Below are 24,893 nucleotides of genomic sequence, written 5' to 3'. Positions count from 1 at the left end.
CGCAGTGAGGTGGGCCGACGTGGGCCGGGTTCATTGTGCCCCAGCCGCGGGCGAGGAGGTCGGGCAGCAGCCGTCGTCGTCGGACGCCGCGGGCGCACCCCGGACAGCCGGCTGCCGAACCACCCGCTGGCGGACCCGCACGAGGACTGAGCGACGCCAGACGGGGGGCGTGAGCCAGACGTTTCCGCTGCTGAGGGTCCCTCAGAACAGCACGAACATCTGGCTCACGCCCCCGGAACGCCTGGCTCAGCGCCCGAAGAGCCTCGCGAAGAACCCTGCGGCCCCGGCACGGCCCGCGCGGGCTGCGTCGCGCTCGGCATCAGAGTGACGGCCATCGCACCACTGCGCCGCGGGGACGACGGCCTTGACGGACTCGACGTGCCGGCCGCATCCGGCCCAGGTGGCCCTGCGGCAGACGCGGCAGCGCGCAGGACGGCACATGAGGGATCCTTTCGGCGAGGGGGCTTCGGGGTGGCCGGTCAGGCCAGGGTCATGAAGAGCTTCTCGAGCTCGGCGACGGTGAGCTTCTCCTCGTCCTCCGCCTTCTCGGGGTCGGCGAGGCAATACTGCATGGCCGCAGAGACGATCGCGAAGCCGGCGCGATCCAGCGCGGTGGAGACGGCGGAGAGCTGCGTGACCACGTCCTTGCAGCGACCCTCGCCCTCGACCTCGCGGATCACGGCGTCCAGCTGGCCGCGGGCCCGCTTGAGGCGGTTGAGGATCTTGCGCTGGGTCTCGGCGTCGGCGGTGCGCACGGCGACCTCCTTTGTCACGGTGGCGGGGAGGGGAATCATATCCCCAGGGGTATCCGGCGACGTCGCCGGAGGTCACACGAGGAGACCGATGAGTTCCCGGACGAGGATCACCAGGCCCATGGCCAGCACGAACCAGCCGAAGCCCTTCTTCAGCGCCTTCTCCGGGACCCGCTTCATGAGCGGAACGCCGATCAGCGCACCGACCACGGCCACACCGGTGACCCACAGCAGCAGGTCCCACGGCAGCGTCACGCTGGTCAGGTAGCCGCCGAGGCCCGCGAAGGACTTCATGGCGATCACCAGCAGGGACGTGCCCACCGCAGCGGACATCGGCAGGCCGCCGAGCAGGACCAGCGCAGGGACCACGAGGAACCCGCCGCCGGCGCCGACGATGCCCGTGACGAAGCCGACGACGACGCCCTCCAGCAGGATCTTCCCGAGCGGGTGGCGGCGGGGCTCGACGTCAGCCGAGGCCTCCACTGAGGGGGCGGCCGCCGGCTGCGTCTTCTTGGGCCGGATCATGGCCCACGCCGTGAAGAGCATCATCACCGCGAAGGCGATCAGCAGCAGGGTCCCCGGCAGGAAGCCGCCGACGACGCCGCCCAGGAGGGCACCCACCATCGAGGCCGCGCCGAAGATCAGGCCGGTGCGCCACCGGACGGTGCCGTGCCGCGAGTGCAGCAGCACTGAGACCAGCGAGGTCACACCCACCACGAACAGGGAGCCCGCGATGGCCTGCTTCGGCTCGAGGCCGGCCACGTACGTCAGCAGGGGCACCATCAGGATCGACCCGCCGCCACCCATGAGGCCGAGCAGCAGGCCGACCACGAGGGCCAGGGCGAGGACGATCCACATCACGGGTCAGCTCCGCTTCCCCGCGCCGGTGGGGATGCGGCCGATCACGTCGCCCGCGGAGCGCTCCTGCGCGGGGCGGTTCCACGGCATCTTGGCCAGCACGGACGCCATGGCGCACGTGTTGGACACGGCGGAGAAGGACAGGCCCGCGCCGATCGCGGCGGGGATGAGGCCGAACCGCTTCGAGCCGACCTGGGAGGCCACGGCCCCGACCAGCGCGATGGACCCGGCGGTCATGCGGACCTGACGGTCCATGGACCAGCGGTTGCCGCTGCGGACGACCTCGCCGCCGGCCTCGGCGTAGGCGGAGATGCCGCCCTGCAGGACGCGCGCGGAGGTGAAGCCGGCCTGGGCCAGACGGTCCTGGGCGGTGCCGGCCCGGCTGCCGGACTGGCAGACGAGCACCGCGGTGCCGTCCAGGCGGGCGGCGACCTCGTCCGCGTGCTCCTGGAGCAGGTCCAGCGGCACGTTGTAGGAGCCGGCGATGTGCTCGGTCTCGAACTCGCCGGGGGTGCGCACGTCCAGCACGACGGCGTCGGGGCGGGCGGCCAGCTCGGCCTTCAGGTCGCGCGGGGCGACGGGGGACAGGGTGACGCTCATGGGAGGGGCTCCTCGGGGTTGGTCTGGGGGTGTGTCAGGACTGCTGCCAGGCGGCGTAGCTGCCCTCGAGCTCGATCACGTCGAACCCGGCGCGGCGCAGCGCCTGGGCGGCCACGATGTTGCGCAGGCCGGACTGGCAGAAGGTCACCAGGGTCTTGTCCTTCGGCAGCTCCTCCTGGTGGAAGAGCACCTTGCCGGCGTTCAGCTGCCGGGCGTCCGCCACGGTGCCGTGGGAGAACTCGGTCTTGTTGCGCACGTCCACCAGCACGGTGTCCTGCTCCGCGCCGACCTCGCCGGCCTCGATGCGGGACCGCAGCTCGTCGGCCTGCACGGTGGGCACCGGCTCCAACGTGAGGCCGTCCACGGAGGTGGTGAACGCGGCGGCGGCGTCGACGCCCACGCGGATCATGTGGTCGCGCATCGTGTGCGCGTCCTCGCGGTCCTCGGCGAGCAGGACGAGGGCGGCGTCGTCGCTCTCCGGGTCGTAGGCCCAGCCGGCGTGCGTGGCGACCTTGCCGCGGGACGGAAAGGCCAGCGCGCCCGGCACGGTGCCGGCGAGGATCTCGTCCACACCGCGGGTGTCCGCGAACACGGCGCCCTCGGCGAGCGTCGCCTGCACGCCCCCGGCGTCCAGCTCCTCGAGCTCGGGCAGCTCGCCCAGGATGGCTGGCCCCTGCTTGTTCTGGCGCTTCATGCGGGCGAAGTAGGCGTGGGCGTCGGGCTGGCCGTCGAGCAGCTCGTCGATGAAGCCCTGCTCGTCGTCGTTCTTCAGGTAGTCGGACCACCACGCGTACTTGCGCTCGTAGCCGACCGTGGTGGAGGGCAGCGCGCCGAGTGCCTTGCCGCAGGCGGAGCCGGCGCCGTGGGCCGGGAACACCTGCACGTGGTCCGGGAGGGTCAGGAACTTCGCCTTGAGGGAGGCGAAGAGCTGCTGGGCGCCCTCAAAGCGGGTGTCGACGCCGCCGGCGGCCTCGTCCAGCAGGTCCGGGCGGCCGAGGTCGCCGGAGAACACGAAGTCGCCGGTGAGCATGTAGCCCGGGGCGTCCGCGAAGGCGCCGTCGGTGACGAGGAAGGACAGGTGCTCGGGGGTGTGGCCCGGGGTGTGCACGGCCTCGACGGTGATGTTGCCGAGCGTCACCGTGTCGCCGTCCTTGAGGAGGTTGCCCTCGAAGCCGTAGGCCCAGTCCTCGCCGCCCTCGCCGGACAGGTGGATCTGGGCGCCGGTGGCGTGGGCCAGCTCGCGGGTGCCGGAGAGGTAGTCCGCGTGGATGTGGGTCTCGGTCACGTGGGTGATGGTCATGCCGTTCTTGGCGGCCAGGTCCAGGTACACCTGGATGTCGCGGCGGGGGTCCACCACCATCGCCTCGTTCTTCGCCTGGCAGCCGATCACGTAGCTGGCCTGGGCGAGGTCCTCGTCGTAGATGCGCTCGAGCAGCATGGTTCTCCTCCGGGTCGGGGGGTCTCGATGTCCATCCGATACCCCCTGGGGTATGTCGAGAACGAGCGTAAGGTATACCCCCAGGGGTATGCAAGAGAGAGGGTGAGCCCGGGCGGCGACGGGGAGGGACGGCACGATCAGGAGACGTCGGCAGGGGGCGTGAGCCAGATGATTTCGCTGCGGATCGGGCGTCAGAACTACAGAAACGTCTGGCTCACGCGGCAGGGGGCGTGAGCCAGATGATTCCGCTGCGAATCGAGCGTCAGAACGACAGAAACGTCTGGCTCGCGCGGCGGGGAGCGTGAGCCAGATGATTCCGCTGCGGATCGGGCGTCAGAACCGCAGAAACGTCTGGCTCAGCGCCCGGGCCCCTCAGAGCAGGGGACGCAGCGGGACCAGGAGGACCTCGACCACGCGGGCGAGGCGGTGACGGTCCTCCCAGCGCGGGGTGTCGATCCGGACGGCCCGCTGGGCGTCGAGAGCGAAGATCTCCTCCATCCGGGCGGCGAAGTCGCGGTCCACGACCACCACGTTGGACTCGTAGTTGAAGCCCAGGGAGAGGCGGTCGACGTTGGCCGAGCCCACGGTGGACCAGATGCCGTCCACGGTGGCGGTCTTCGCGTGGATCATGCTGGCCCTGTACAGCAGGATCGTGATGCCGGCCTCGAGCATCTTCCCGAAGAAGCCGCGCGAGGCCCAGTCCGCCACGATGTGGTTGGAGTCCTCCGGCACCATCACCTGCACGTCCACCCCGCGCCGGGCCGCGTGCAGCAGCGCCTCGAGGACCTGCTGGTCCGGGATGAAGTACGGCGTGTTGATGAGGATGCGGTGCTGCGCCCGCTGGATGGCGTCGAGGTAGCTCAGCCGGATCGGGTAGACCAGGAGCGGCGGCTGGTTCGCGGCCACGGTGACGCGCGGGTCCCACGTGTCCGGGGGGCGCCAGGACATCTGCTCGCCCGCGCGGTGGTGGGCGTTCCACTTGATGGAGATCGACTGGCCCAGCGCCCACACCGCCGGGCCGCGCTCACGCACGTGGGTGTCCCGCCACAGGCGGGCGTAGTCGTCGCCGATGTTGAAGCCGCCGGCGAAGCCGACCTCGTCGTCCACCACCATGATCTTCGAGTGGTTGAACCCGCTGTGCCGGACCACGCCTCGCCAGATCGGGCGGGCGAAGGCCGGCAGCCGGAACACGTGGATGCGCGGGTCCAGCTGACGGTAGAAGCGGGGCGGGACCACGAGGTTCCCGAACCCGTCGTAGGAGACGTAGACCTCCACGCCGCGCGCGGCCGCCCGGTTGAAGGCGTCCATGAACCGCTGGCCCGTGGGGTCGCCCTTCCAGATGAAGGTCTCGAACTTGATGATCCGCTGCGCTCCGTCGATCGCGGCGATCATCTCCTTGTAGAGGTCCTCACCCGAGGTGAAGATGCGCAGCTCGGAGCCCTCCACGTGGGCGTCAAACACGCCGGGGTTCGGCGCGGGTCGGCGCACTCGGCCGCGGCGCTTGACCATGTCCACGCCGGTGAGCCCGGCGGCGACCGTCAGCGGCAGTCCCACGAGACCGACGCCCGCGGCCACGGCCGCTCCCCGGAGGAGACGCCGGACCGGCAGGCGGGACAGGGAGGGCAGGGGCGGTCGGTGCATTCGCTCAGTCTACTGAGGGCCCCGTCAGCGCGGATCGGTCGAGCGGCGCGTCTCGGTCCAGGCCGCGCTCACCTCGGAGCGCATGCGCACGAGTTCGATCGCCGTCTCCTGCAGCCTCCGGGCGCTCTCGCTCTCGGGGACGTACTGCCGCACCGGCTGGGCCTGGCCCTCCGCGGAGACGTCCACCATGACGGCGATCGAGTGCGCCACCAGGCGGGACTCCGCCCCGGTGCGTCGGCTCGCGTAGACGCGCAGCGCCACGTGCATGGACCGCTCCGTGGTGTTCACCAGGAGGGCCTCCACGCGCACGAGGTCGCCCACGTGGATGTTCCGCACGAAGCGCACGCCGCCGCCGAACACCGCGACCACGGATTCATGGCCGGTCCAGCGGGCGGCGCAGACGGCGGCCGCCTCGTCCACCCAGCGCAGGATCGCGCCCGCGTTGATGGTGCCGCCCACGGTGGCCTCCGCGTTGGGGGCCAGGAACGCGAGGGTGCTCATCTCCTCGGGGGCCTCCCCGGGCGCGGGAAACGGCAGTCGGGCCATGCCGCGCTCGACGGCGCGGCGGGCCACGGTGGAGCGGCGGGCCTGTTCGTCGCGCTCGATCTGGCCGGGGGTCGAGGGCTCCCAGGCCGGCACGGTCACGGGCACCCCGTCCTCCTCCGCGGCGTAGACCACGAGGGACGAGGTGGCGACCACGGGGTCGCCGTCGTCGTCGCGGATCTCCGGCAGCAGCAGGCGGGTCTGGACGTGCACCTCGGCGCCGTCCGTGTGGACCACGCGCGCCTGCACCACGGCACGGCGGTCCACCGGCACGGGGTGCCGGAACTGGGTGTGCCCCATGTAGCGGGCACGCACGAACGTCCCGGCCCAGCTCGCCGCGACGGCGTCGCCGGCCTTCTCGATCCAGGAGACGACGGTGCCGGCGTCCACCAGGCCGGTGGGATGGTCGAAGCTGTCCGCCCGGAATTCGAGGGCGAGGGCTCCGGGGGGTCTCATGCCGTCGAACGTATCACCCGAGTCCGGGCCCTGTGCGGCCGGTCACGCCCCGTCCAGGAGTCTGCGGGGAACCTCCCGGCCGCGCCCCAGGCGGGTCCGCGCACGGGGGACAATGGACCCATGACCGCCTTCGACCGTCTCCCCCTGCCCGCGGAGCCCCAGACCCCGCACGACCGCCTGCGCCGCCGCACCGAGGCCGCCGTCGCCGAGCGCGGGGAGGCCGCCGTCGCCGGGCTGGCGGTGCGCCTGATGACCGGCGCGGCCACCCCGGAGGACGTCACCTCGGGTGCCGCCCGCGCCCTCACCGGCGACGACGGCGACCTCAGCCCCGCCGCGACCGGCGCGCTGGCCCTGATGCACGCGTGGCACCGCAGCGCGCTGCCCGCCCTGACCGGGGCGCTCACCGCCCCCGAGGCGGACGTCCGCTCGGCGGCCCACCTCGTGATCGCCTCCCGGGCCGGCTCGCTGCGCCGCGACGCCGCCGTCGACCGCGCCCTCGTGGACGCGGTGCGGGCCGGCTGTGCCGACCCGGACCCGGAGGTCCGCGCGTCGGCCGCGTCCGCGCTGGGCGCCCTCGCCCGCCCCGAGGACCTCGAGTCCGCCCTGCCCGTGCTCACCGGCATGGTGATGGACGTGGACGCGGACCTGGCCGCGGCCGCCGAGCTGGCCCTCGAGCAGCTCGCGATCCGCCTGGACCGGCCCGGCCTGCGGGTCAGCCTCGAGGGCTGAGGCGACGCCCGTGCAGTGCCCCCACTTCGACGTCGGCGAGTGCCGTTCCTGCCCGCTGATGGGCGTGCCGTACGCCCGGCAGCTCGCGGACAAGCAGGCCGCGGTGCTGGCCGCCCTGGCGGACGCGGTCGACGCGGACACGGTCGTGGGTGAGCCGTTCGCCTCCGCGGAGGCCGGATTCCGGAACAAGGCGAAGCTCGTGGTCACGGGGTCGGCGGCGGCGCCGCGGCTGGGCATCCTGGACCCGCGGCAGCACCCCCGCCATCACGACGGCGCCGGCGTGGACCTGCGCGACTGCGGCCTGTACGAGGCCGGCATGGAGGGCGTGTTCGAGGCGTGCGCGGCGGCGGTGACGGCGGCCGGGCTGGAGCCCTACGACGTCGCCGCCCGCACGGGCGAGCTGAAGAACGTGATCGTGACGCTCTCCCCCGACCGGGAGGCGATGGTCCGGTTCGTGCTGCGCTCCGCCGACCGGCTGGACGCGCTGCGCGCGGCGGTGCCGGGGCTGCTGGATGACCTCGCGGCGCGCGGGACACCCGCCGCCGTGGTGAGCGCGAACCTGCTGCCCGAGCACGTGGCCCTGCCCGAGGGCGACGAGGAGATCGTGCTCGCCGGCGGGCCGACCCTGCGGATGGAACTGAACGGGATCGGCCTGCGGCTGCGCCCGCAGGGGTTCTTCCAGACGAACACCGCGGTGACCGAGGGGCTGTACGCGACGGCGGCGGCGTGGGTCGCCGAGGGCGGTGTGCCGGCGTCGGCGTGGGACCTGTACTGCGGGGTGGGCGGGTTCGCGTTCCACCTGGCCCGGGCCGGCGTGCGGGACGTGTGGGGCATGGAGTCCTCCGCCGAGGCGGTGGCCGCGGCCCGGGAGACGGCCGCGGAGCTCGGCCTGGCCGACCGGGCGCGCTTCTCCGCCGGCGACGCCACCTCCGCGCTTTCGTTCGAGAAACGGCGGGCTCCGGAGGCGCTTTCGTCCAAGAAACGGCGGCCCCGCCCGGACGCCGTCGTCGTGAATCCGCCGCGGCGGGGCATCGGCGCCGAGCTGGCCGACGCGCTGGAGGACTCGGGTGTGCCCACCGTCCTGTACTCCAGCTGCAACCCGGCGACGCTCGCGCAGGACCTGGCCCGGATGCCGAGCTATCGGGTGGCGCGGGTGCAGGTGTTCGACATGTTCCCCCAGACCCGGCACGCGGAGGTGCTCACGCTGCTGACCCGGCGGTGACGGAAGCCGGGGCGGGGCGCGTCACCGCGGGCTCCCCGCCCGACGGTTCCGCTTCTTCAACTCGACGAAGACCTGCAGCAGCGTCAGAGCCGATGGCGCGAGCGCGGGTTGCGTGAGCACGAGCGGTTGCGCACGGGTCAACCCGCCACCCTGCAACGGCCGTCCCGAGTCCCACCGGTTGGCCTTGCGCAGACCACCCTCGTTCCACAGCCGCTCGTCCACCTTGAGCGCCACCTTCATCGTGTGCTCCGACTCTGGCGCCACAGCACGGACTTCCTTCACGTCCGCCCAGTCCACGGACCAGTCCCGCGTCCACACCCGTCGCTCATCGAACGTGACATGCCGAGGCCGGAACAGACCCATCGTCGCGGCGGGAAGCACCGCCAACGCCAGCGCCAACCCGATGAACGACGCCACACGCCACACCCCGAACCCGGCCGAGACATCCTCCGGCGGCCGGAAGATCACCCACACGAACACCGCGATGCACACCACGACGATCAGCCACAGGAGCAACCACCGCGCCGGACGCACCCGCGCCTGCACCGGCAGACTCGCCAGGATCTCCTCCCGCGTCGCCTTCTTCCGCAACCGCGTCGGCTTAGCATCCATCACTTGCTCATCATCCAGTTCATGAGCCCTTCGCCCCCCGGCCATCTCCGCCGAGTGTGTCCTGCTCGTTCCCGGGCCACGCTTCCGGCGCGCGGGGGCACACGTCCGCCCCGTCGGCACGACCCTATTCCCGGAACCCACCGCGCCGCAGCGACATCACCGCAGCTGAGAACCGCTGTGATGTCGCTGCGGTGCGGTCGGCCGGAACGACGGCGCGCTCGCTGCGGTGACCATCGCCGCGGCACTCCCCGTGCGGCCCCACTTCCCCGCCCGTAGGCTGGTTCCCATGTCGCAGACGCTCACCCCCGCCGCTCCGCAGGACCTGAACGCCCGCCGTCACCGGCTCCGCCGCTACCGCGCCGTCATCTTCGACATGGACGGGGTCATCACGGACACCGCCGGCGTGCACGCGCAGGCGTGGAAGGAGCTCTTCGACGGGGCGCTGCCCGCCGTGGGCGCGCTGCCCGCCAACGCCGCCGTCGTCGCCGCGGACCCGGACGTGCTGCGTCCCTTCGACGCCGCCGCCGACTACCTGCACCACGTGGACGGGCGCCCCCGCGAGGACGGGGTCCGCACGTTCTTCGCCTCCCGCGGCCTGAGGGTGCCGGAGGCCGACGCCCCCGAGGCGGACGCCGCCCCGGAGCTGACCGTCCTCGCCCTCGCCGAGCGCAAGCAGGGCTACTTCGAGCAGGTCCTCGAGCGCGACGGCGTCCGCGTGTTCCCGGAGGCCCAGGACCTCCTCGAGCGGCTGCGGGCCAAGGGTGTGCCGGTCGCACTGGTCACCAGCTCCAAGAACTCCCGCGCCGTGCTCACGGCCGGCGGCGTGCTGGACTTCTTCCCCGTGATCGTGGACGGGAACACCGCCGTCGAGCGCGGGCTGCCGGGCAAGCCGGACCCGGCGATGTTCTGGGAGGCCGCCCGCGAGCTGGGCGTCGACGTCGCGGACGCGATGGTCCTCGAGGACGCCGTCTCCGGTGTGAAGGCCGCCTCGGACGGCCGCTTCGGCCTCGTGATCGGCGTGGACCGCGAACCCGAGCTCGGCAAGGGCCGACTCAAGGCGGCCGGCGCCCACCTGGTGGTCCAGGACTACGGGACCCTGCATCTGGAGGACCGCACCACCACCCCGTTCGACCCCGCGTGGGTGCTGCGCTGGGACCGCTTCGACCCGGCCTCCGAGGGCACGCGCGAGGTGCTGTGCACCCTGGCCAACGGGTACTGGGGCACCCGCGGCGCCGTGCCCGGCACGCGCATCTCCTCCGTCCACTACCCCGGCACCTACATGGCCGGGGTGTTCAACCGGCTGACCTCGATGGTCCAGGGCCGGGTCGTGGAGACCGAGCACATGGTCAACATCCAGGACTGGACCCCGCTCGTGGTGACCCCGCGCCACGGCCGCCCGCTGCTGCCCGGCGAGGAGAACCTCGTGGAGTACGGCCAGGAGATGGACCTGCGCCGCGGCGTGCTCTCCCGCACCATGACCTTCGAGGACGAGCAGGGCCGGCGCACCACGGTCCACACCCGACAGTTCACCTCGCTGGCCAACCGGCACCTCGCCGCGATCGAGCTGACCGTCGTGGCGGAGAACTGGTCCGGGGACCTCACGGTGCGCTCGAAGATCGAGGGCCGCGTGGCCAACCTCAACGTCTCCGACGACCGCACCCTCGCCAACCAGCACCTCGAGCCGGTCCAGGCCCGGGAGATCGACGGCGAGACCGTCCTGCTCGAGACCGCCACCAACCAGTCCGGCATCCACGTGGCCGTGGCCACCCGCACCCGCCAGGTGGCGCCGGTGGGCCACCACGAGCCCATCCGCCGCCCCGTGGACGGCTCGGACCTGGTGGTCGGCCAGGACATCCTCCTCCACGTGGACGAGGGCGTGCCGCTCGTGCTGGAGAAGATCGCCGCCGTCGCCACGAGCCACGACCACGCCAACGCCTCCGTGTGGGAGTCGGCGGTGAAGGACGTCCAGCGCGCCCAGAACTTCCGCAACCTGCTGACCCTGCACGAGCAGCGCTGGGGCACCAACTGGGACCGGTTCTCCGTGCGCATCGACCTGGCCGAGCCGTACCGGCATCAGCGCCGCTCCACGGCGGCGGAGGCCGGCGGCGAATACGCGCCGCCCGTCGTCGACGCCGGCCACTCGGCCCCGGTGGGGTCCGCGGTCCCGATGGGCAAGGACGGCGCGTCGCTGCGCCAGCAGCTCGCCCTGAACCTGCACACGTTCCACGTGCTCCAGACGGCCTACGGCCGCCGCCGGGACCTGGACGCCTCCGTGGGGGCACGCGGCCTGCACGGCGAGGGCTACCGCGGCCACATCTTCTGGGACGAGATCTACGTCTACCCGATGCTCACGCTGCGCCGCCCCGAGATCACCCGGGGCCTGCTGATGTACCGCTACCGGCGTCTCAACGAGGCCCGCGCCAACGCCCAGGCCGCGGGCTGGGCCGGCGCCATGTACCCGTGGCAGTCCGGCGCGGACGGCTCCGAGGAGACGCCCACCGAGCTGTGGAACCCGCGCTCGCGCATGTGGATGCCGGACAACTCCCACAACCAGCGGCACGTCTCCCTGGACATCGCCTACTCGGTGCTGCGGTACATCGAGATCACGAAGGACACGTCCTTCATCTCGGACTACGGCGCGGAGATGCTCGTGGAGATCTCCCGGTTCTTCATGTCCATGACCCTGCACAACGCCGTCACGGACCGCTACGAGATCCACGGCGTCATGGGCCCGGACGAGTTCCACGACGGCTATCCCGAGACCCCCGGCTCCGGCCTGCGCAACAACGCGTACACGAACGTGCTGACCTCGTGGGTGCTCGCGGAGACCGCCCGCCTGGTCCGCTGGCTGGACACGATCGACGACGGCCTGCCCGAGCTCATGGAGATCTCCGAGGAGGAGATCGAGCGCTGGGAGGAGGTCAGCACCCGCCTGACCGTGCCGTTCTTCGAGGAGGGCGAGGAGGCCGGCATCCTCGCCCAGTTCGAGGGCTACCAGGACCTGCTCGAGTTCGACTGGGAGGCCTACCGCGCCAAGTACGGGAACATCGGCCGCATGGACCTGATCCTGCAGGCCGAGGGCGACGCCACCAACCGGTACAAGCTCTCCAAGCAGGCCGACACCCTCATGCTCGGCTACCTGTTCTCCTCCGAGGAGCTGGACCGGATCCTGCGCCGCATGGGCTACGAGCTGCCGCAGGAGGCGTTCGAGCGGATGGTCACGTACTACGAGGCCCGCTCGACGCACGGCTCCACGCTCTCCCGTCTGGTGCACGCGTGGGTGGCGGCCCGCACGGACCCGGACCGCTCGTGGGACCTGTTCACGGAGGCCCTCGAGTCGGACCTCTCGGACACGCAGGGCGGCACCACCAAGGAGGGCATCCACCTGGGCCTGATGGCGGGCACCGTGGACACGGTGATCCGCTGCTACGCGGGCCTCGAGACGCGCGACGACGTCGTCCGGCTGCACCCCCGCATGCCCGCCCAGCTGCCCGGCGCCCGCTTCACCATCCGGTTCCGCCAGCAGCCCGTGGTCATCCACATGACCCAGCGGGAGGTGACGGTGGCCGCGGGCGAGGGCATGTGGCACGACGTGCCGATGATCATCGCCGGCCGCGAGCACACCCTCTCCCCCGGCGAGAAGCTGACGGTCCCGCTGGACTGAGGGCCGCCGTCGTCGGCCACCCCACCCCGTCCCTTTGGGGGCGAAAGTGGGCGGTATCCCGCGCGGATACCGCCCACTTTCGCCCCCGGACGCGGGAGGACGCTGGAGGACACGGGAGGACGCGGCTGCCGCCCCGGCTCAGCGCAGCGGCAGCTCGGCGCGGACCACCCAGCAGCCGCCCAGCGGGCCGGCCGTGAGGGTGCCGCCGAACACGGCCACGCGCTCGCGCATGCCGGCCAGGCCGAAGCCGCTGGCCATCGCGACCACCACGCGGTCGCGGCGGGGCTCGCCCTCGTCCATGGGGCTGGCGATGCACAGCACGAGGCGGTCCGCGCCCTCGAGCTGCGAGGTCAGGCGCACCGTGCCGCGGCGCGGGGCGTGCTTGAGGATGTTCGTCACCGACTCCTGCACCACACGCAGCACGGTCAGCTCCAGGGAGCGCGGCAGCTCGTCCAGCTCGGTCAGCGAGCGCTCGACCGCGAACCCGGCCGCGTGCAGCTGGGCCTCGAACTCGTCGAGGCGGGCCGGCAGGTCCACGACGGCGTCCCCCTCCGCCGTCTGCGCGTTGCGGGAGGAGCCGCGCAGCGCGGTGAGCATGCGGCGCAGGTCCACGAGGGACTGCCGGGCGGCCTCCTCGATGGCCTTCTCCGCGGCGGCCCGTTTGTCCGGGTCCCTCTGGGTGGGCAGCATGGCGGCCTGCATCGAGATCACGGTGAGCCCGTGCGCGACGACGTCGTGCAGCTCCGCCGCGATCCGCTGCCGCTCGGCCTCCGCGGCGCAGGCGGCGGCCTCCTCGGCCCGGCGCAGGGCCGCCTCGCGGTCCCGGGCCCGATGCCGGGATCGGCGGATCATGAAGGCCGGCACCGCCACGCACAGCGCGACGATGAGCGTGATGACCATGACGCCCTTGAGGCAGTCCTCGTCCGCCCACGTGCCGTCGGTGAGGACCTCGCCCGCGACGGTGAGCAGGATGAGGGCGCCCAGGGCGAACCAGACGAACACCCGGTGCGAGTACCGCGTCACCATGGCCGCGCCCAGGACGACCCCGCCACTGAACGCCTGCGGGGTGAGGTGCGCGTGGTCCGCCTCCACGAGGCCCACCAGACCGAACGTGCACCCGAGCAGTACGAACACCGCCGCGAGGGTGGGCTGCCACCCGAACAGCAGCGTGACCAGCACGCTCGCCAGGAACAGGACCCAGCGCAGGAGCGGCTCCCGCCCCTCACCCGTCAGCCCGCCGTCCTCCTCGAGGATGCCCGCGAGTTCGGGGTCGGCGCTCAGCCCGGCGGCCACCGTGGGCCCCAGCATCAGGGTGAGGATCTCCCCCAGCACCATGAGCCCGACGATCACGTAGAGGACGATCCGCGTGTGCCGGGAGACGGGTTCCGTGCGCAGGATCGCCGGCAGGCGGGAGCCCAGGGGAGACTCGGCAGGCGGGGGCGACGTCGCCGTCGTCGTCCGAGCCGGGGCGGGCGCCGCGATGCTCATCCGATGTCCACGAGGCCCGCGCGGGCGGCGCGGATGAGGATCTGCACGCGGTCACGGACCTGCCACTTGTCCAGGACCTTGCCGATGTGGGACTTCACCGTGGCCTCCGCGAGGAACAGGGCGCCGGCGATCTCCGCGTTGGAGGCGCCCTTGGCGAGCTCGCGGACCACGTCCAGCTCGCGCTCGGTGAGGCGCTCGTGCGGGGCGAGGGGCTCGGCCGGGCAGGGGGCGGTGTGCTCGGGGGCCGCGGTGACGGCCTCCACCAGGTCCGCGGCCACGCGGGCGGAGAACACGGCGTCCCCGGCATGGACGCGGCGGATGGCGTCCACCACCTCGGCCGGCGGGGCGTCCTTCACGAGGTAGCCGGCGGCGCCGGCGCGCAGGGCGGGCACGAGGTACTGCTCGGAGGAGAAGGTGGTGATCGCCAGGACGCGCACGCCCGGGGCCTCGGCGGAGATGCGCGCGGTGGCCTCGACGCCGTCCATGCGGGGCATCTGCATGTCCATCAGCACGACGTCGGGGGCCAGCGTGCGGGCCGCCTCGAGGGCCTGGACCCCGTCCTCGGCGGAGCCGACCACCTCGAGGTCCTCAGCCTGGGCCACGAAGTGCTCGAGGGCGGTGCGCATCAACGCCTGGTTGTCGGCCACGACTACTCGGATCATGGCGTCCAGCCTAGGAGGCGCACAGGCCGCCGCGCGTCCACCGAAGGTCGACGTCGGCCCCCGCCTCGGGGCGGACCGGGCCGGCTCCCGCGCCCGGCCGGCCACCGCAGTCCCGGCGCCTCCGTGGGCAGAACCCACAACCCCGTCGCCTCCGTGGGCAGAACCCACAACCCCGGCGCCTCCGTGGGCAGAACCCACAACCCCGTCGCCTCCGTGGGCAGAAGAGAGGGCACTTCTGCCCACGGAACGCTCTGGCCTGCCGCTTCCGCCCAAGGAACCGGGCCGCCCCACCCGGGCCCCGCTCCACCCCCCGCGCGTCACCGCGGCAGCAGGAACCAGCCCATCACGGCCATGCCGAGGATCCCGGCGAGCATGGCCGGCAGCAGCACCACGAACAGGTTCCGCCGCGTCACGGCCCAGCCGGGCATGTGCGGCGACTGCGCCCCCGCGGCCATGCCGTGGGCCACCTGGATGCGGGCGGGCCCGGCGACGATGCCCCAGCCGGCGGCCGCGTTGTGCAGGCCGTTGGACCAGGGCGGGGGGACGCCCAGGGCGGCGCCCGTGTCCATCTGCAGGGGGCCGATCAGGGCCATGGCCCCGGTGTTCGAGGCCGTGATGAAGCCGGCGAACGCGCCGAGGAACGGCATCGCCACCAGGTAGGACTCCCCCATCCCGCTGAGCGCGCCCGCGAGCGCCTGCGAGACCCCGCCGGCGGAGAGGATGAGCCCGAACGCCACGTAGAGCGCGTTGGGGATGGCGGTGCCCACCCACAGCTTCCCGGCCTCGCGGGGGACGCGGCGGCGGGCGGCGGCGTCGAGGTGGAGCAGCTGCACGCCCACGCCCACCGCCACGAACGCCCACAGCGCCGGCGTCCCCACGAGGGCCGCCGCCCCCTCGAGTCCGAACGCGCCCTTCACGGTGGTGCCCAGCACGGTGCCGGCCATGAGCGTCAGGTACGGCACCACGTCCCGCCCCGGCCCGGGCAGCAGCCGGCCGCCGCGGATCACGAGGAGCCAGGCCACGGTGAGCACGAACGTGGCGACGGCGCCCGCCGGCGCGGTGCCGACCACGAGGTTCGCCCCCAGGATCAGCGCCCACTGGGCGACCCCGGAGAGCACGGCGACGCCGAGCCAGGGCAGTGTCCGGGCCGGGCCGGCGTCGACTCGCATGCCGCGCGCCCCGCGCAGCAGCAGCACCGTGGCCACGCCCGCCACCAGGCAGGCCGGCAGGTTGAACACCGCCGCGGTGACCCCGATCTCCCGGAAGTCCAGGCCGAACAGGCGGGCGCCCATGAGCGTGCCCGGCGCCATGGACCCCCACGGCCCGATCGTGAGCGCGAGGATGGAGATCAGCGCGGACCGGAACGCCGTGTAGCCCAGACCCAGCAGCAGCGGCACGCCCACGATCAGGGAGACGCCGAACCCGGTCACGGTCTCGAGGAACGGGATGACGCCGTGCACCATGAGCAGCGCGGTCGCGATCGTCGGGCCGTTGCCCGCCGAGAGCCACGCGGCCAGGCGCGCGTGCCCGCCCGAGTACTCCATGACGCGGGACAGGGTGATGCCGCCGGCGATGATCGCCAGGATCTCGAGCAGCGTGGGCACGCCGGCGCCGATCGCGCCGCCCAGGTCGCCCGGGGCCACGCCGAAGGCCGTGAGGGCCAGCAGCACGGCCACGGCCGTCCCGGCCGCCGGGGCCACCCACGCGGGCAGCCGGGTGAGCAGCAGCACGAGGGTGAGCAGGATGGGCGAGAGCGCGAGCAGCACCTCCACGACGCACCTCCCTCTCCTCGTGTACCCCGCCCCACTGTAGGCGCGGGGCGGGTCCGGGCCCTCCCCCTACGCTGGGGGTCATGACGCAGCCATCCCACGACGACGTCACCCGCGCCCGCCTGATCCCGCCCGTGCCCGTGGCGGTGGCCCCGATGGCCGGCGGCCCCTCGACCCCGGAGCTGGTGGCCGCCGTCGTGGGCGCCGGCGGCGGCGGGTTCCTCGCCGGCGGCATGCGGACGGCCGTGCAGATGCGCGCGCAGGTGGACGCGCTGCGCGCGCTGCTGGGCGCGGAGGGGCCGGACCGCTGGGGCGTGAACCTGTTCGTCCCGGACGCGGTGAACACGGCGATCCCCGCCGCCGCACGCACCGCGGCCGCACGGTCGGCGCGGACGGCGGCCGTCGCCGCGTACCGGGCGGGCCTGACGGCCGACGGCGCCGCCGGCCTGCCCACCGCCGCGGACGTCGTCCCGGACCCGGACGCCGAACGGGCCGACTTCGACGCCCTGCTCACCGCCGCCGAGGAGCAGGCGTGGCCGCTGGTCTCCTTCACGTTCGGCCTGCCGGCCGCGGACGCGTTCGCCCGGCTGGCCACCGCGGGCGTCCCGGCCGGGGCCACCGTGACGGACGCGACCGAGGCGCGGGCCGCCCTCGACCACGGGGCCGCGTTCCTCGTGGTCCAGGGCCACCGCGCCGGTGGGCACCGGGGCACGTCGGACCCGGCTGCGGAGCCGACCCGCGCCGAGCTGCCGACGGTGCTGGCGGCGGTGCGCGACGTCGTCGGGACGGGGGCCGCGAGCGCCGCGCCCGTGGTGGCCGCCGGCGGCGTGGGCACCGCCGAGGACGTGCGCGCCCTGCTCACCGCCGGCGCGGACGCCGTCGCGGCCGGCACCGCGTTCCTCCTCACCCCGGAGGCGGGCACCTCGGCGGCGCACCGGGCCGCCGTCGCGGCGTGTGCGGCCGGGACACGCTTCTCCGCCGACGACGGCCGGGCCCGTACCGCCCTGACCCGCGCCTACACGGGGCGGTGGGCGCGATCGCTGGCCACCGCGTTCATGGCGGAGCACCCGGACGCCCCCGCCGCGTACCCCGAGGTCAACGTCCTGACGAAGGGGCTGCGCGCCGCCGCCGCGGCCGCCGGCGACCTCGAGCGCGTCCACCTGTGGGCCGGCACCGAGGCGCACCGGGTCCGGGAGGCGCCGGCCGCCGACGTCCTCGCCTCCCTCGCGCCCTGAGGACCGCCCCGGATCATCCCGCGGGCTGACGCCGGCCCCTCGGCCCGCGGCCTAGGCTTGCCCGCGTGAACCCCCTGCGCCGCCTCGACCAGTGGACGCGCCTGCACCCCGTGCGCACGGACGTGATGGCCGCCGCGGCCCTGTTCACCGTGCTCGTGGCGCTCCCGTGGATCGCGCTCGGACCGATGGTCGCCCCGGACCCCCAGGGCCGGCAGACGGCCGTCTCCCTCCTGGCCGGGGCCGGCATGGTCCTGCCGTGGGCCGTGCGCCGGGTGCGCCCGGTGGCCTCGGCCGCCGTCGTGACGGCCGCGGCCGTCCTGCACCTGCTCGCCGGGCCCGAGTTCAGCCTGTCCCTGCTGATGGTGCCGCTCACCGTCTACAACCTCGCTGCGAACGCGCCCCGGAGCGTCTCCGTGGCCGGGCTCCTCCTGGGGCTGGTCGGCGGCGTGGCCAACGGGGTGAAGGTGTGGCTGTTCCCGGCGCAGTTCGTCACCCCCGACGGCCTCATCGTCCGCTCCCCCGCGGAGCCGCTGGCCATGGTCATCATGGCGATCGGCTGCGGGCTCACGGTGCTCACCGCGTGGGCGTTCGGCGACGTCGTGCGCAACCGCCGCCTCGCCGTGCGCGCCCTCGAGGACCGCGCCCACCGCCTCGAGGTGCAGTCCCGGCAGGAGCGCGAGCTCGCCGCCGCCGACGAGCGCAGCCACATCGCCCGGGAGATGCACGACATCGTCGCCCACTCCCTGCAGGTGGTCATCTCCCAGGCCGACGGCGCCCGGTACGCCGCCGCCGCCAAGCCCGCGCTCGCGGTCACCGCGCTCGAGACCATCGGCCAGACCGGCCGCTCCGCGCTCGCGGACATGCGCCAGCTGCTCGGCGTGCTCCGCGAGACCGGCGAGACCGTGGCCGGGGTGCCCGGCGTGACGGACGACGACACCCGGCGGCCCGCCTCCGAGGACGCACCCGCACGGCCTGCGGACCCCGCACCGGACCGCGCGGACCCCGCCGGGACGCGTCCCGACGTCGTCGCCTCCCCCGACGGCCGCGGCACCCGCCTACCCCCGGGCCGCCGACCCCAGCCGCGGCTCGCGGACCTGCCCGCGCTCGTGGAGACGATGCGGCTGTCCGGACTCGAGGTGTCCCTGCTGGAGACCGACACGCCCCGCCGTGCGCTGCCGGCGGGCGGTGAGCTGGCCGCGTACCGGATCGTGCAGGAGGCGCTCACCAACACGCTGCGCCACGGCGGGCCGGACGCGGATGCGTTCGTCACGCTCGCCTGGACGGCGCGCGGCCTGGACCTGCAGATCGACGACGACGGCCGCGGCGCCGCCGCCGACCCCGCCACCCGGGGCAGCGGCCAGGGTCTGCGGGGGGCCGCCGAGCGGACGGCCCTGTTCGGCGGGACGCTCGAGACGGGGCCGCGCGTCGGGACCGGGTACCGCGTGTCCGCCCACCTGCCGTACTCGGCGGTGTGAGGGGTGGCCGCCCCTGTCTCGCCCGCTCACCCCGCCCGACTTGAGAGGATGACCCCATGAGCTCCGAGGAGACCGCCCCCGTCCGCGTGGCCCTGGTGGACGACCAGGCGCTGATCCGCTCCGGGCTGGCCATGCTCGTGGACTCGCAGCCGGACCTGACGGTCGTGGCGGAGGCGGGCAGCGGGCGCGAGGCGGTGGCGTCGGTGTCCGTGGCGGGCGCCGACGTCGTGCTGATGGACGTGCGCATGCCGGAGATGGACGGCATCGAGGCCACCCGCGCGCTGCTGCGCCGGCCGGACGCACCGCGCGTCGTGGTGCTGACCACCTTCGACCTGGACGAGTACGCGTTCGACGCGATCGAGGCGGGCGCCAGCGGCTTCCTGCTCAAGGACGCCCCGCCCGAGGAGCTGCTCGCCGCGATCCGCACGGTGCACCGGGGCGACGCCGTGATCGCCCCGTCCACGACGCGCCGGCTCCTGACGCACATGGCCCCGCGCCTGCGCTCGGACCAGGTCCGCAGCGCGGAGTGCGAGGAGCAGCAGGCGGCCGTGGCGTCGCTGACCCCGCGCGAGCGCGAGGTGCTGGTGCTCATGGCGCAGGGCGCCGCGAATCTGGAGATCGCCGCCGAGCTCGTGCTCTCCGAGGCCACGGTGAAGACGCACGTCGGCCGGGTGCTGGCCAAGCTCGGCGCCCGCGACCGGGTGCAGGCCGTGCTCATCGCCCACCGCGCGGGCCTCGTGCAGTTCTGACCCGGCGCCCCTCCCCGGCCCGCTCCGGCTCCATCCCTGCCCCGCTCCTGCCCCACCCCTCGTCGAGGCCCGCAGACACGCCGCTACGCCGTCGTCGTAGCGGCGTGTCTGCGGGCCTCAACGGCCGGCCTCGGCGGTCGGCCGGGGCGGTCGGCCGGGGCGGCGGGGCCCTTCCCTGAGCCACTCCCCAGGCGCCTGCCAGCACAATCACAGGTCATACCTGGGTATGAGTCGGACGCCCCGAGGTTCATCCTCATGGCCCTGCCGGTGCGCCCACCCCCTCCGCGATGCTGGACGCAGGCCCCGCAGCGGGTCCGCCGCCGGGGTGCACGCGCCGATGGCCGCCCCGGCCCGACGCGCACTGGAGGAGAGGCACCATGACCGGCAGCATCCTGGACCACCCCACCCCGACGACGTCCCGCGCCTCCGACCCAGCCGCCGAGCAGGCGCAGCGGGACAGTGAATGCGTGGCCTTCTTCGTGGCGCTGGTGACGGCCGCCGTCGTGATGCTGGGCCTGAGCCTGTTCACGGGGGTCGAGGGGCTGCTCCGCCTGGCGCTCACCGCGGGCGCCGGCCTGCTCGCCGGCGCCGTCGCGTGGGCCACCGCCCGCCCCGTCCTGGAGGACGACGCCCCGGGCGACTGACCCGGCCGCGCCCTCAGGGCCGCAGGCCGCGCAGGTACGTGTCCAGCAGCCAGCCCCGCTGGTCCGGGCCGTGGCCCAGCAGCGCGCACTCCGGCGACCGGGTGACCATGAGCAGGCCGAACAGGTAGTCCGCCCCGGTCACGTCCGGGCCCACGAGCCCGGCCCGCCGCGCCTCGGCCACCACCTGGTCCGCGAGCTCGAGGATCACACGCTCGGCCTCGGCGATGAGGGCCTCGGGCGGCCGGTCGGCGGGGTCGAAGTCGTCCCGGGCCGCCGCGAGCGAGGCCAGGTTCACGGCCCCCAGGTCCTCCGCGAGCCTCCGCCACCGCGCCTCGGTCCCACCGCCGTGCCCGTCCCCGCCCACCCCGTCGAGGAAGGCCTGCAGGATCCCCCCGGTGCGGGCCACGACGTCCTCGAGCACGGCGTCCAGCAGATCCCGACGCGTGGGGAAGTGCCGGTACAGCGTCCCCACGCCGATCCCGGCCTCCTGCGCCACCCCGCGCAGGGACATCGCCGCCCCCTGGGTGGCGATGAGACGGCCGGCGGCCGCCAGCAGGTCCTGGCGGTTGGCGCGGGCGTCGGCTCTCATGTCCCCATCATCCCACTCCACCCCGCACCGCCCGGCGGCGGGGACCTGACGCCCTCGGGTCCACGCCTCGCCGGCCCGCCTCATCCCCGGGCATGACCCGCCGCCCGCGGAGGTGGTCCCCTCCTCCGATCCGCCCCGCCGGGTCCGCGCGGGAGAGTGGCCGCCATGGACACCTCTTCCCCCGCACACCCCTTCTCCCCCACGACCCCCGGCCCCGTCGCGCCGGGGCCGGGCACGCCGTCGTCGTCCGCCACCACGACGACGGCGCCCGCCGTCTGCGCCCGCGGCCTCACCCGCGCCTACGGGCGCGGTGACGCGCAGGTGCACGCCCTGCGCGGGGTGGACGTGGACTTCGCCTCGGGCGCGTTCACCGCGATCATGGGGCCCTCGGGGTCGGGCAAGTCGACGCTCCTGCACTGCCTGGCCGGGCTGGACGCGCGGACCTCGGGCTCCGTGAGGATCGGCGGCACGGAGATCACAGGACTGGACGACACCGCCCTGACCCGCCTGCGCCACCGCCCGCACGAGCTCTCGGGCGGTCAGCAGCAGCGCGTCGCCGTCGCCCGCGCCCTGCTCACCCGACCGGGCGTCGTGTTCGGGGACGAGCCCACCGGCAACCTGGACACCGCCACCTCCACCGAGGTGTGAGCAGGCGGGGCGCGGTGCGTGCGAGCCGCGCCCCACAGCTCGGCGCCGGTCCGCGGCCCCGGCGACGCGCCCGAGACCTCGTGACGGGGTCCCGGGCGCGCCCTACGCTGAGCCGCATGAGCGAGACCCTCCTCGCTGCCCCTGCCGCCCCCGCCGGCTCCCCCGCCTGGATCGACTACACCGCCCCCGACTTCGCCCGCCAGCAGGCCTTCTACGAGGCCCTCTTCGGCTGGTCCTTCACCGACTCCGGCGAGGAGTTCGGCCACTACCGCATGATCACCAAGGACGGCGCCTCCGTGGGCGGCGCCATGGACGCCGACCAGCTCTCGCAGATGACCGGCGAGGACGCCCCGCCCGCCGCGTGGACCGTGTACCTGCGCACACAGGACATGGACGCCACCCTCACCGCCGTGCGGGAGAACGGCGGCGCCGTGCTCGTGGACGCCATGCCCGTCGGCGACCTCGGTGTGATGGCCATGGCCGAGGGCCCGGGCCACGAGGTGGTGGGCTTCTGGCAGTCCGGCACCTTGGCCGGCCATGACCTGCCGCTCACCCCCGGCACCTCCGTGTGATTCGAGCTCATGACGACCCGCTTCGACGAGTCCGCCGAGTTCTACCGCGCCGTGGCCGGCTGGCAGCCCACCCCGCTGGGGGACGACGGCGCCCCGGAGGACACGCAGACCGCGGCCGACGCCGAGGACGCGGCCCACGACGGCCCCCGCTACGCGACGAACCACCCGTTCGACCGCGCGACCGCGGGCCTGTGCGACGCGCGGGCCTGGCTGCCGCCGAACGCGGTGGGGTACTGGCGCATGTACATCGCCGTCGCGGACACGGACCGCGCGCTCGAGGTGATCCGCGAGCACGGCGGCACGGTCCTGGACGGCCCCCAGGACTCCCCGTTCGGCCGCGTCACCACCGTGCAGGACCCCGCCGGGGCCACGTTCCAAATCAACGAGCCGCCCGCGCAGGGCTGACCTGCGCCGCGGCCCTCACTCCTGCGCGGCCCTGCGGCCGTCCGCACGGCGGTAGGCCATGGCGAGCACGGCCCCGGAGAGGTTGTGCCAGATCGAGAACACGGCGCCCGGCAGGGCCGCCGCCGGCGAGATGTACTGCGCCGCGAGGCCCGCAGCGAGGCCCGAGTTCTGCATGCCGACCTCGATCGAGACCGTGCGCGCCACGGGCGTGGGCAGCCGGAACAGCTTCGCCGCGCCGTAGCCGAGCAGGTAGCCGAGCCCGTTGTGCAGCACCACCGCTGCGAACACCAGCAGGCCCGCCGACAGCACGCGGGAGGCGCTGTTGCCGACGACGGCGGCCACCACCAGCGCGATGAACACCACCGAGACCCACGGCAGGGCGGGCAGCACGCGGTCGACGACGCGGCGCAGCAGCAGGCGCACGACGAGTCCGCCCAGGACCGGCAGGAGCACGATGTTCACGATGGACTTGGCCATGGCGCCGCCGTCGACGGCCATGTACTGGCCGGCCAGCCACAGGGTGAGCAGCGGCGTGAGTAGCGGAGCCAGGAGCGTGGACACGGAGGTCATGGCCACGGAGAGGGCTGTGTCGGCGCGGGCGAGATAGCTGACCACGTTCGAGGACGTGCCGCCCGGGGTCGAGCCCACGAGGATCACGCCCGCCGCGAGCTCGGGCGGCAGCTGGAGCACGACGGCGACGCCGAGCCCCAGCAGCGGCATGATCGCGTACTGCGCCACCACGCCCAGCAGCACGGGCAGCGGCCGGCGGGCGACGAGGCCGAAGTCCGGAAGGGTCAGCGTCAGGCCCATGCCGAACATGATGATCCCGAGGAACAGGTTCACCTGGGGCAGCAGCGTCTTCGCGGCGGTCGGGGCGAGGAAGCCCACGAGCGCGGCGGCGAGCACCAGCAGCGGGAAGACGGTGACGGCGATGCGCGCGGAGCGGTCTTCCGCGCGGCGGGCGTCGGTGGGGGCGGGATCCGGTGCGGTCATCCCGTCATGGTAGGAGCGCGACCGCGGTGCGTCGTCGCGTGACGCGGCGCCGTCGTCGGCCTTCCGGAATCTTCTGCGCCCCTGACCCTTCTGGACGTCCGCTCCCGCCCCAGAAGGGTCAGTTCCGCAGACGATCCTCCGCGCCACCGGCGTCGAGACCGCCACGCTCCGCGATCGCGGCCCGCACCAGCCCCGCCGTCTCGACGAATCCCCGCCACCGGTCCGTCCCCGCCACCCGGATGTTGAGCCAGCCCTGACGCAGGAACACCGCGTCCCGGCGGGTGTCCTTGCCGACCTGCGCGGCGCCGTCGTGGGTCTTGCCCTCGTAGTGGATCGCGATCCGCCACCGCCGGTAGCCGAGGTCCGCGCTGGCGGGGTGCCACAGCGAGTAGTCCGGGTCCCAGAGCTCGATCTGCAGGTCCGGCTCGGGCAGCCCCGCGGCCATCAGGGCCAGGCGCAGCTCGGTCTCGGCCGGGGAGTCGGACCCGGTGCGCACGAGCGCCAGCGCCTCCCGCGCCCGCACGATCCCGGCCTCGCCCGTGTGCCGCTCGAGCGCGGCACCGAGCTCGCGGCGGGTGGCCAGCGCGACCTTCCCCCGCCGCTCGTCCTCCCGTGCCAGCCGATCCCCCACCGCCACGAGCGCGTCCCGGTCCAGGACGGTGGCCAGATGGAACCAGGTGTCGGCGTGAGAGGTCCAGCGCAGCCCATGCAGCCGGTCCCGCCGCACGATGACGCGGTCCAGGTCCACGAGCCGGGTGCGCACGCCGGGCTCCCGCAGCACCCGGCGGGTGCGGGACCGCAGGACGGTGGGGCGCACCCGGGCCTTCACGTCGTCCGGGAGGGGCCAGCCCAGCAGCCGGGCCACGGACTCGCCGGTCACCACGACGTCGGGACGCATCGCCGCCAGGTCCTGCAGCCGGGACAGCTCGGTGGCGAGGGGACGTGCGGGCGGCGTCGCCCCGGTGACGGGGCCGATCCAGCGGTAGTGGCCGTGCGTGACGCGTTCGACGTCCCGGCTGCGCAGCCGCGACCCCGACACCCCGGCGACCAGCGCCTGCGCCCGCGTGAACGGGGCGTCCTGGAGGTGGGCGGGGAAGGGTCCGGGCACGCGCATGGCCCCGATCCTGCTCGCTCCCGACGCCGGCGGGC

General features: G+C 74.1%; 22 protein-coding genes and 1 pseudogene. 10 read left to right on the top strand and 13 right to left on the bottom strand.

The genetic code is table 11. The features are described 5' to 3' along the window. Positions 1-479: 479 nt before the first annotated feature. The 6 genes from SOY78_RS01780 to SOY78_RS01755 form a co-directional block, all read right to left on the bottom strand. Complete coding sequence (locus tag SOY78_RS01780) at positions 480-755, bottom strand: metal-sensitive transcriptional regulator (RefSeq protein ID WP_036384544.1); 276 nt, start codon at positions 753-755, stop codon at positions 480-482. Between the two features lie 72 nt (positions 756-827). Next, complete coding sequence (locus SOY78_RS01775; protein ID WP_080696032.1) at positions 828-1,610, bottom strand: sulfite exporter TauE/SafE family protein; 783 nt, start codon at positions 1,608-1,610, stop codon at positions 828-830. A gap of 6 nt (positions 1,611-1,616) precedes the next feature. Further along, positions 1,617-2,210, bottom strand: a complete 594-nt coding sequence (locus SOY78_RS01770) for a rhodanese-like domain-containing protein (protein WP_052007121.1) — start codon at positions 2,208-2,210, stop codon at positions 1,617-1,619. A 34-nt stretch (positions 2,211-2,244) separates the two neighbouring features. Next, positions 2,245-3,648, bottom strand: a complete 1,404-nt coding sequence (locus SOY78_RS01765) for an MBL fold metallo-hydrolase (RefSeq protein WP_036384546.1) — start codon at positions 3,646-3,648, stop codon at positions 2,245-2,247. Between the two features lie 372 nt (positions 3,649-4,020). Beyond that, positions 4,021-5,289 carry a phospholipase D-like domain-containing protein gene (locus tag SOY78_RS01760; protein WP_145951466.1) on the bottom strand — a complete coding sequence of 423 codons (1,269 nt, stop codon included), beginning with the start codon at positions 5,287-5,289 and terminating at the stop codon, positions 4,021-4,023. A 24-nt stretch (positions 5,290-5,313) separates the two neighbouring features. Next, entirely contained in the window at positions 5,314-6,288 is a 975-nt protein-coding gene (locus SOY78_RS01755; RefSeq protein WP_324701688.1) for an acyl-CoA thioesterase, read from the bottom strand. Positions 6,289-6,408: 120 nt separating this feature from the next. On the opposite strand from SOY78_RS01755, the gene SOY78_RS01750 reads away from it, so the two are divergent. Together SOY78_RS01750 and rlmC are read left to right on the top strand one after the other, a co-directional pair. Continuing rightward, positions 6,409-7,017, top strand: a complete 609-nt coding sequence (locus SOY78_RS01750; RefSeq protein WP_049147044.1) for a HEAT repeat domain-containing protein — start codon at positions 6,409-6,411, stop codon at positions 7,015-7,017. A 10-nt stretch (positions 7,018-7,027) separates the two neighbouring features. Continuing rightward, the gene (gene rlmC, locus SOY78_RS01745) at positions 7,028-8,239 is read left to right on the top strand and encodes a 23S rRNA (uracil(747)-C(5))-methyltransferase RlmC (protein WP_324701687.1); all 1,212 of its coding nucleotides are present in this window, start codon (positions 7,028-7,030) and stop codon (positions 8,237-8,239) included. A gap of 21 nt (positions 8,240-8,260) precedes the next feature. Here rlmC and SOY78_RS01740 read toward each other — a convergent pair whose 3' ends face one another. After that, positions 8,261-8,851, bottom strand: a complete 591-nt coding sequence (locus SOY78_RS01740; protein WP_036316210.1) for a hypothetical protein — start codon at positions 8,849-8,851, stop codon at positions 8,261-8,263. A 286-nt stretch (positions 8,852-9,137) separates the two neighbouring features. Here SOY78_RS01740 and SOY78_RS01735 point away from each other — a divergent pair, with 286 nt between their 5' ends. Next, positions 9,138-12,515, top strand: coding sequence for a beta-phosphoglucomutase family hydrolase (locus SOY78_RS01735; RefSeq protein ID WP_095695086.1), 3,378 nt, complete (start codon positions 9,138-9,140; stop codon positions 12,513-12,515). A gap of 138 nt (positions 12,516-12,653) precedes the next feature. Here SOY78_RS01735 and SOY78_RS01730 read toward each other — a convergent pair whose 3' ends face one another. The 3 genes from SOY78_RS01730 to SOY78_RS01720 all read right to left on the bottom strand — a co-directional run bounded on the left by SOY78_RS01730 (position 12,654) and on the right by SOY78_RS01720 (position 16,437). After that, on the bottom strand, positions 12,654-14,003 hold the full coding sequence (locus tag SOY78_RS01730) for a sensor histidine kinase (protein ID WP_113914248.1): 1,350 nt from the start codon (positions 14,001-14,003) through the stop codon (positions 12,654-12,656). After that, entirely contained in the window at positions 14,000-14,665 is a 666-nt protein-coding gene (locus SOY78_RS01725) for a response regulator transcription factor (RefSeq protein ID WP_324701686.1), read from the bottom strand. Before SOY78_RS01725 ends, SOY78_RS01730 begins: the two co-directional genes overlap by 4 nt. A 317-nt stretch (positions 14,666-14,982) precedes the next feature. Then, entirely contained in the window at positions 14,983-16,437 is a 1,455-nt protein-coding gene (locus SOY78_RS01720) for an L-lactate permease (protein WP_095695088.1), read from the bottom strand. 80 nt (positions 16,438-16,517) lie between these two features. On the opposite strand from SOY78_RS01720, the gene SOY78_RS01715 reads away from it, so the two are divergent. From SOY78_RS01715 to SOY78_RS01700, 4 genes are all read left to right on the top strand, one after another. Next, a complete protein-coding gene (locus tag SOY78_RS01715; RefSeq protein WP_095695089.1) occupies positions 16,518-17,669 on the top strand; it encodes a nitronate monooxygenase in 1,152 nt (383 codons plus the stop codon). A 65-nt stretch (positions 17,670-17,734) separates the two neighbouring features. Next, positions 17,735-19,144: a DUF7134 domain-containing protein gene (locus SOY78_RS01710; RefSeq protein WP_182488572.1), complete on the top strand. Its 1,410-nt coding sequence runs from the start codon at positions 17,735-17,737 to the stop codon at positions 19,142-19,144. Between the two features lie 56 nt (positions 19,145-19,200). Then, entirely contained in the window at positions 19,201-19,893 is a 693-nt protein-coding gene (locus tag SOY78_RS01705) for a response regulator (RefSeq protein WP_012751126.1), read from the top strand. 377 nt (positions 19,894-20,270) lie between these two features. Further along, the gene (locus SOY78_RS01700; protein WP_020625619.1) at positions 20,271-20,537 is read left to right on the top strand and encodes a hypothetical protein; all 267 of its coding nucleotides are present in this window, start codon (positions 20,271-20,273) and stop codon (positions 20,535-20,537) included. 13 nt (positions 20,538-20,550) lie between these two features. On the opposite strand, the gene SOY78_RS01695 is transcribed toward SOY78_RS01700, so the two are convergent. Next, on the bottom strand, positions 20,551-21,126 hold the full coding sequence (locus SOY78_RS01695) for a TetR/AcrR family transcriptional regulator (protein WP_041105146.1): 576 nt from the start codon (positions 21,124-21,126) through the stop codon (positions 20,551-20,553). A 165-nt stretch (positions 21,127-21,291) separates the two neighbouring features. Between SOY78_RS01695 and SOY78_RS01690 the strand changes: the two are divergent. The 3 genes and pseudogenes from SOY78_RS01690 to SOY78_RS01680 form a co-directional block, all read left to right on the top strand. Next, positions 21,292-21,771 (top strand): annotated as a pseudogene (locus tag SOY78_RS01690) (ABC transporter ATP-binding protein); the annotation flags it as partial. A gap of 119 nt (positions 21,772-21,890) precedes the next feature. After that, positions 21,891-22,346, top strand: coding sequence for a VOC family protein (locus tag SOY78_RS01685; protein WP_231866301.1), 456 nt, complete (start codon positions 21,891-21,893; stop codon positions 22,344-22,346). Between the two features lie 9 nt (positions 22,347-22,355). Then, positions 22,356-22,751, top strand: a complete 396-nt coding sequence (locus SOY78_RS01680) for a VOC family protein (protein ID WP_228070611.1) — start codon at positions 22,356-22,358, stop codon at positions 22,749-22,751. A gap of 15 nt (positions 22,752-22,766) precedes the next feature. On the opposite strand, the gene SOY78_RS01675 is transcribed toward SOY78_RS01680, so the two are convergent. Next, positions 22,767-23,744, bottom strand: coding sequence for a bile acid:sodium symporter family protein (locus SOY78_RS01675; RefSeq protein ID WP_095695092.1), 978 nt, complete (start codon positions 23,742-23,744; stop codon positions 22,767-22,769). A 118-nt stretch (positions 23,745-23,862) separates the two neighbouring features. Beyond that, on the bottom strand, positions 23,863-24,858 hold the full coding sequence (locus SOY78_RS01670; protein ID WP_145951460.1) for a hypothetical protein: 996 nt from the start codon (positions 24,856-24,858) through the stop codon (positions 23,863-23,865). Positions 24,859-24,893: the final 35 nt, after the last annotated feature.

The organism is Micrococcus sp. HOU01 (assembly GCF_035609305.1).
GTDB classification, from domain to species: Bacteria; Actinomycetota; Actinomycetes; order Actinomycetales; family Micrococcaceae; genus Micrococcus; species Micrococcus luteus.
This window is presented reverse-complemented; position numbering and strand designations above follow the sequence as displayed.

Bases quoted from the DNA above. Each gene is read 5' to 3' on its own strand.
- SOY78_RS01775 (WP_080696032.1), bottom strand. From the start codon at position 1,610: ATGTGGATCGTCCTCGCCCTGGCCCTCGTGGTCGGCCTGCTGCTCGGC.
- SOY78_RS01770 (WP_052007121.1), bottom strand. From the start codon at position 2,210: ATGAGCGTCACCCTGTCCCCCGTCGCCCCGCGCGACCTGAAGGCCGAG.
- SOY78_RS01765 (WP_036384546.1), bottom strand. From the start codon at position 3,648: ATGCTGCTCGAGCGCATCTACGACGAGGACCTCGCCCAGGCCAGCTAC.
- SOY78_RS01760 (WP_145951466.1), bottom strand. From the start codon at position 5,289: ATGCACCGACCGCCCCTGCCCTCCCTGTCCCGCCTGCCGGTCCGGCGT.
- SOY78_RS01755 (WP_324701688.1), bottom strand. From the start codon at position 6,288: ATGAGACCCCCCGGAGCCCTCGCCCTCGAATTCCGGGCGGACAGCTTC.
- SOY78_RS01750 (WP_049147044.1), top strand. From the start codon at position 6,409: ATGACCGCCTTCGACCGTCTCCCCCTGCCCGCGGAGCCCCAGACCCCG.
- SOY78_RS01740 (WP_036316210.1), bottom strand. From the start codon at position 8,851: ATGGATGCTAAGCCGACGCGGTTGCGGAAGAAGGCGACGCGGGAGGAG.
- SOY78_RS01735 (WP_095695086.1), top strand. From the start codon at position 9,138: ATGTCGCAGACGCTCACCCCCGCCGCTCCGCAGGACCTGAACGCCCGC.
- SOY78_RS01730 (WP_113914248.1), bottom strand. From the start codon at position 14,003: ATGAGCATCGCGGCGCCCGCCCCGGCTCGGACGACGACGGCGACGTCG.
- SOY78_RS01725 (WP_324701686.1), bottom strand. From the start codon at position 14,665: ATGATCCGAGTAGTCGTGGCCGACAACCAGGCGTTGATGCGCACCGCC.
- SOY78_RS01715 (WP_095695089.1), top strand. From the start codon at position 16,518: ATGACGCAGCCATCCCACGACGACGTCACCCGCGCCCGCCTGATCCCG.
- SOY78_RS01705 (WP_012751126.1), top strand. From the start codon at position 19,201: ATGAGCTCCGAGGAGACCGCCCCCGTCCGCGTGGCCCTGGTGGACGAC.
- SOY78_RS01700 (WP_020625619.1), top strand. From the start codon at position 20,271: ATGACCGGCAGCATCCTGGACCACCCCACCCCGACGACGTCCCGCGCC.
- SOY78_RS01695 (WP_041105146.1), bottom strand. From the start codon at position 21,126: ATGAGAGCCGACGCCCGCGCCAACCGCCAGGACCTGCTGGCGGCCGCC.
- SOY78_RS01685 (WP_231866301.1), top strand. From the start codon at position 21,891: ATGAGCGAGACCCTCCTCGCTGCCCCTGCCGCCCCCGCCGGCTCCCCC.
- SOY78_RS01680 (WP_228070611.1), top strand. From the start codon at position 22,356: ATGACGACCCGCTTCGACGAGTCCGCCGAGTTCTACCGCGCCGTGGCC.
- SOY78_RS01675 (WP_095695092.1), bottom strand. From the start codon at position 23,744: ATGACCGCACCGGATCCCGCCCCCACCGACGCCCGCCGCGCGGAAGAC.
- SOY78_RS01670 (WP_145951460.1), bottom strand. From the start codon at position 24,858: ATGCGCGTGCCCGGACCCTTCCCCGCCCACCTCCAGGACGCCCCGTTC.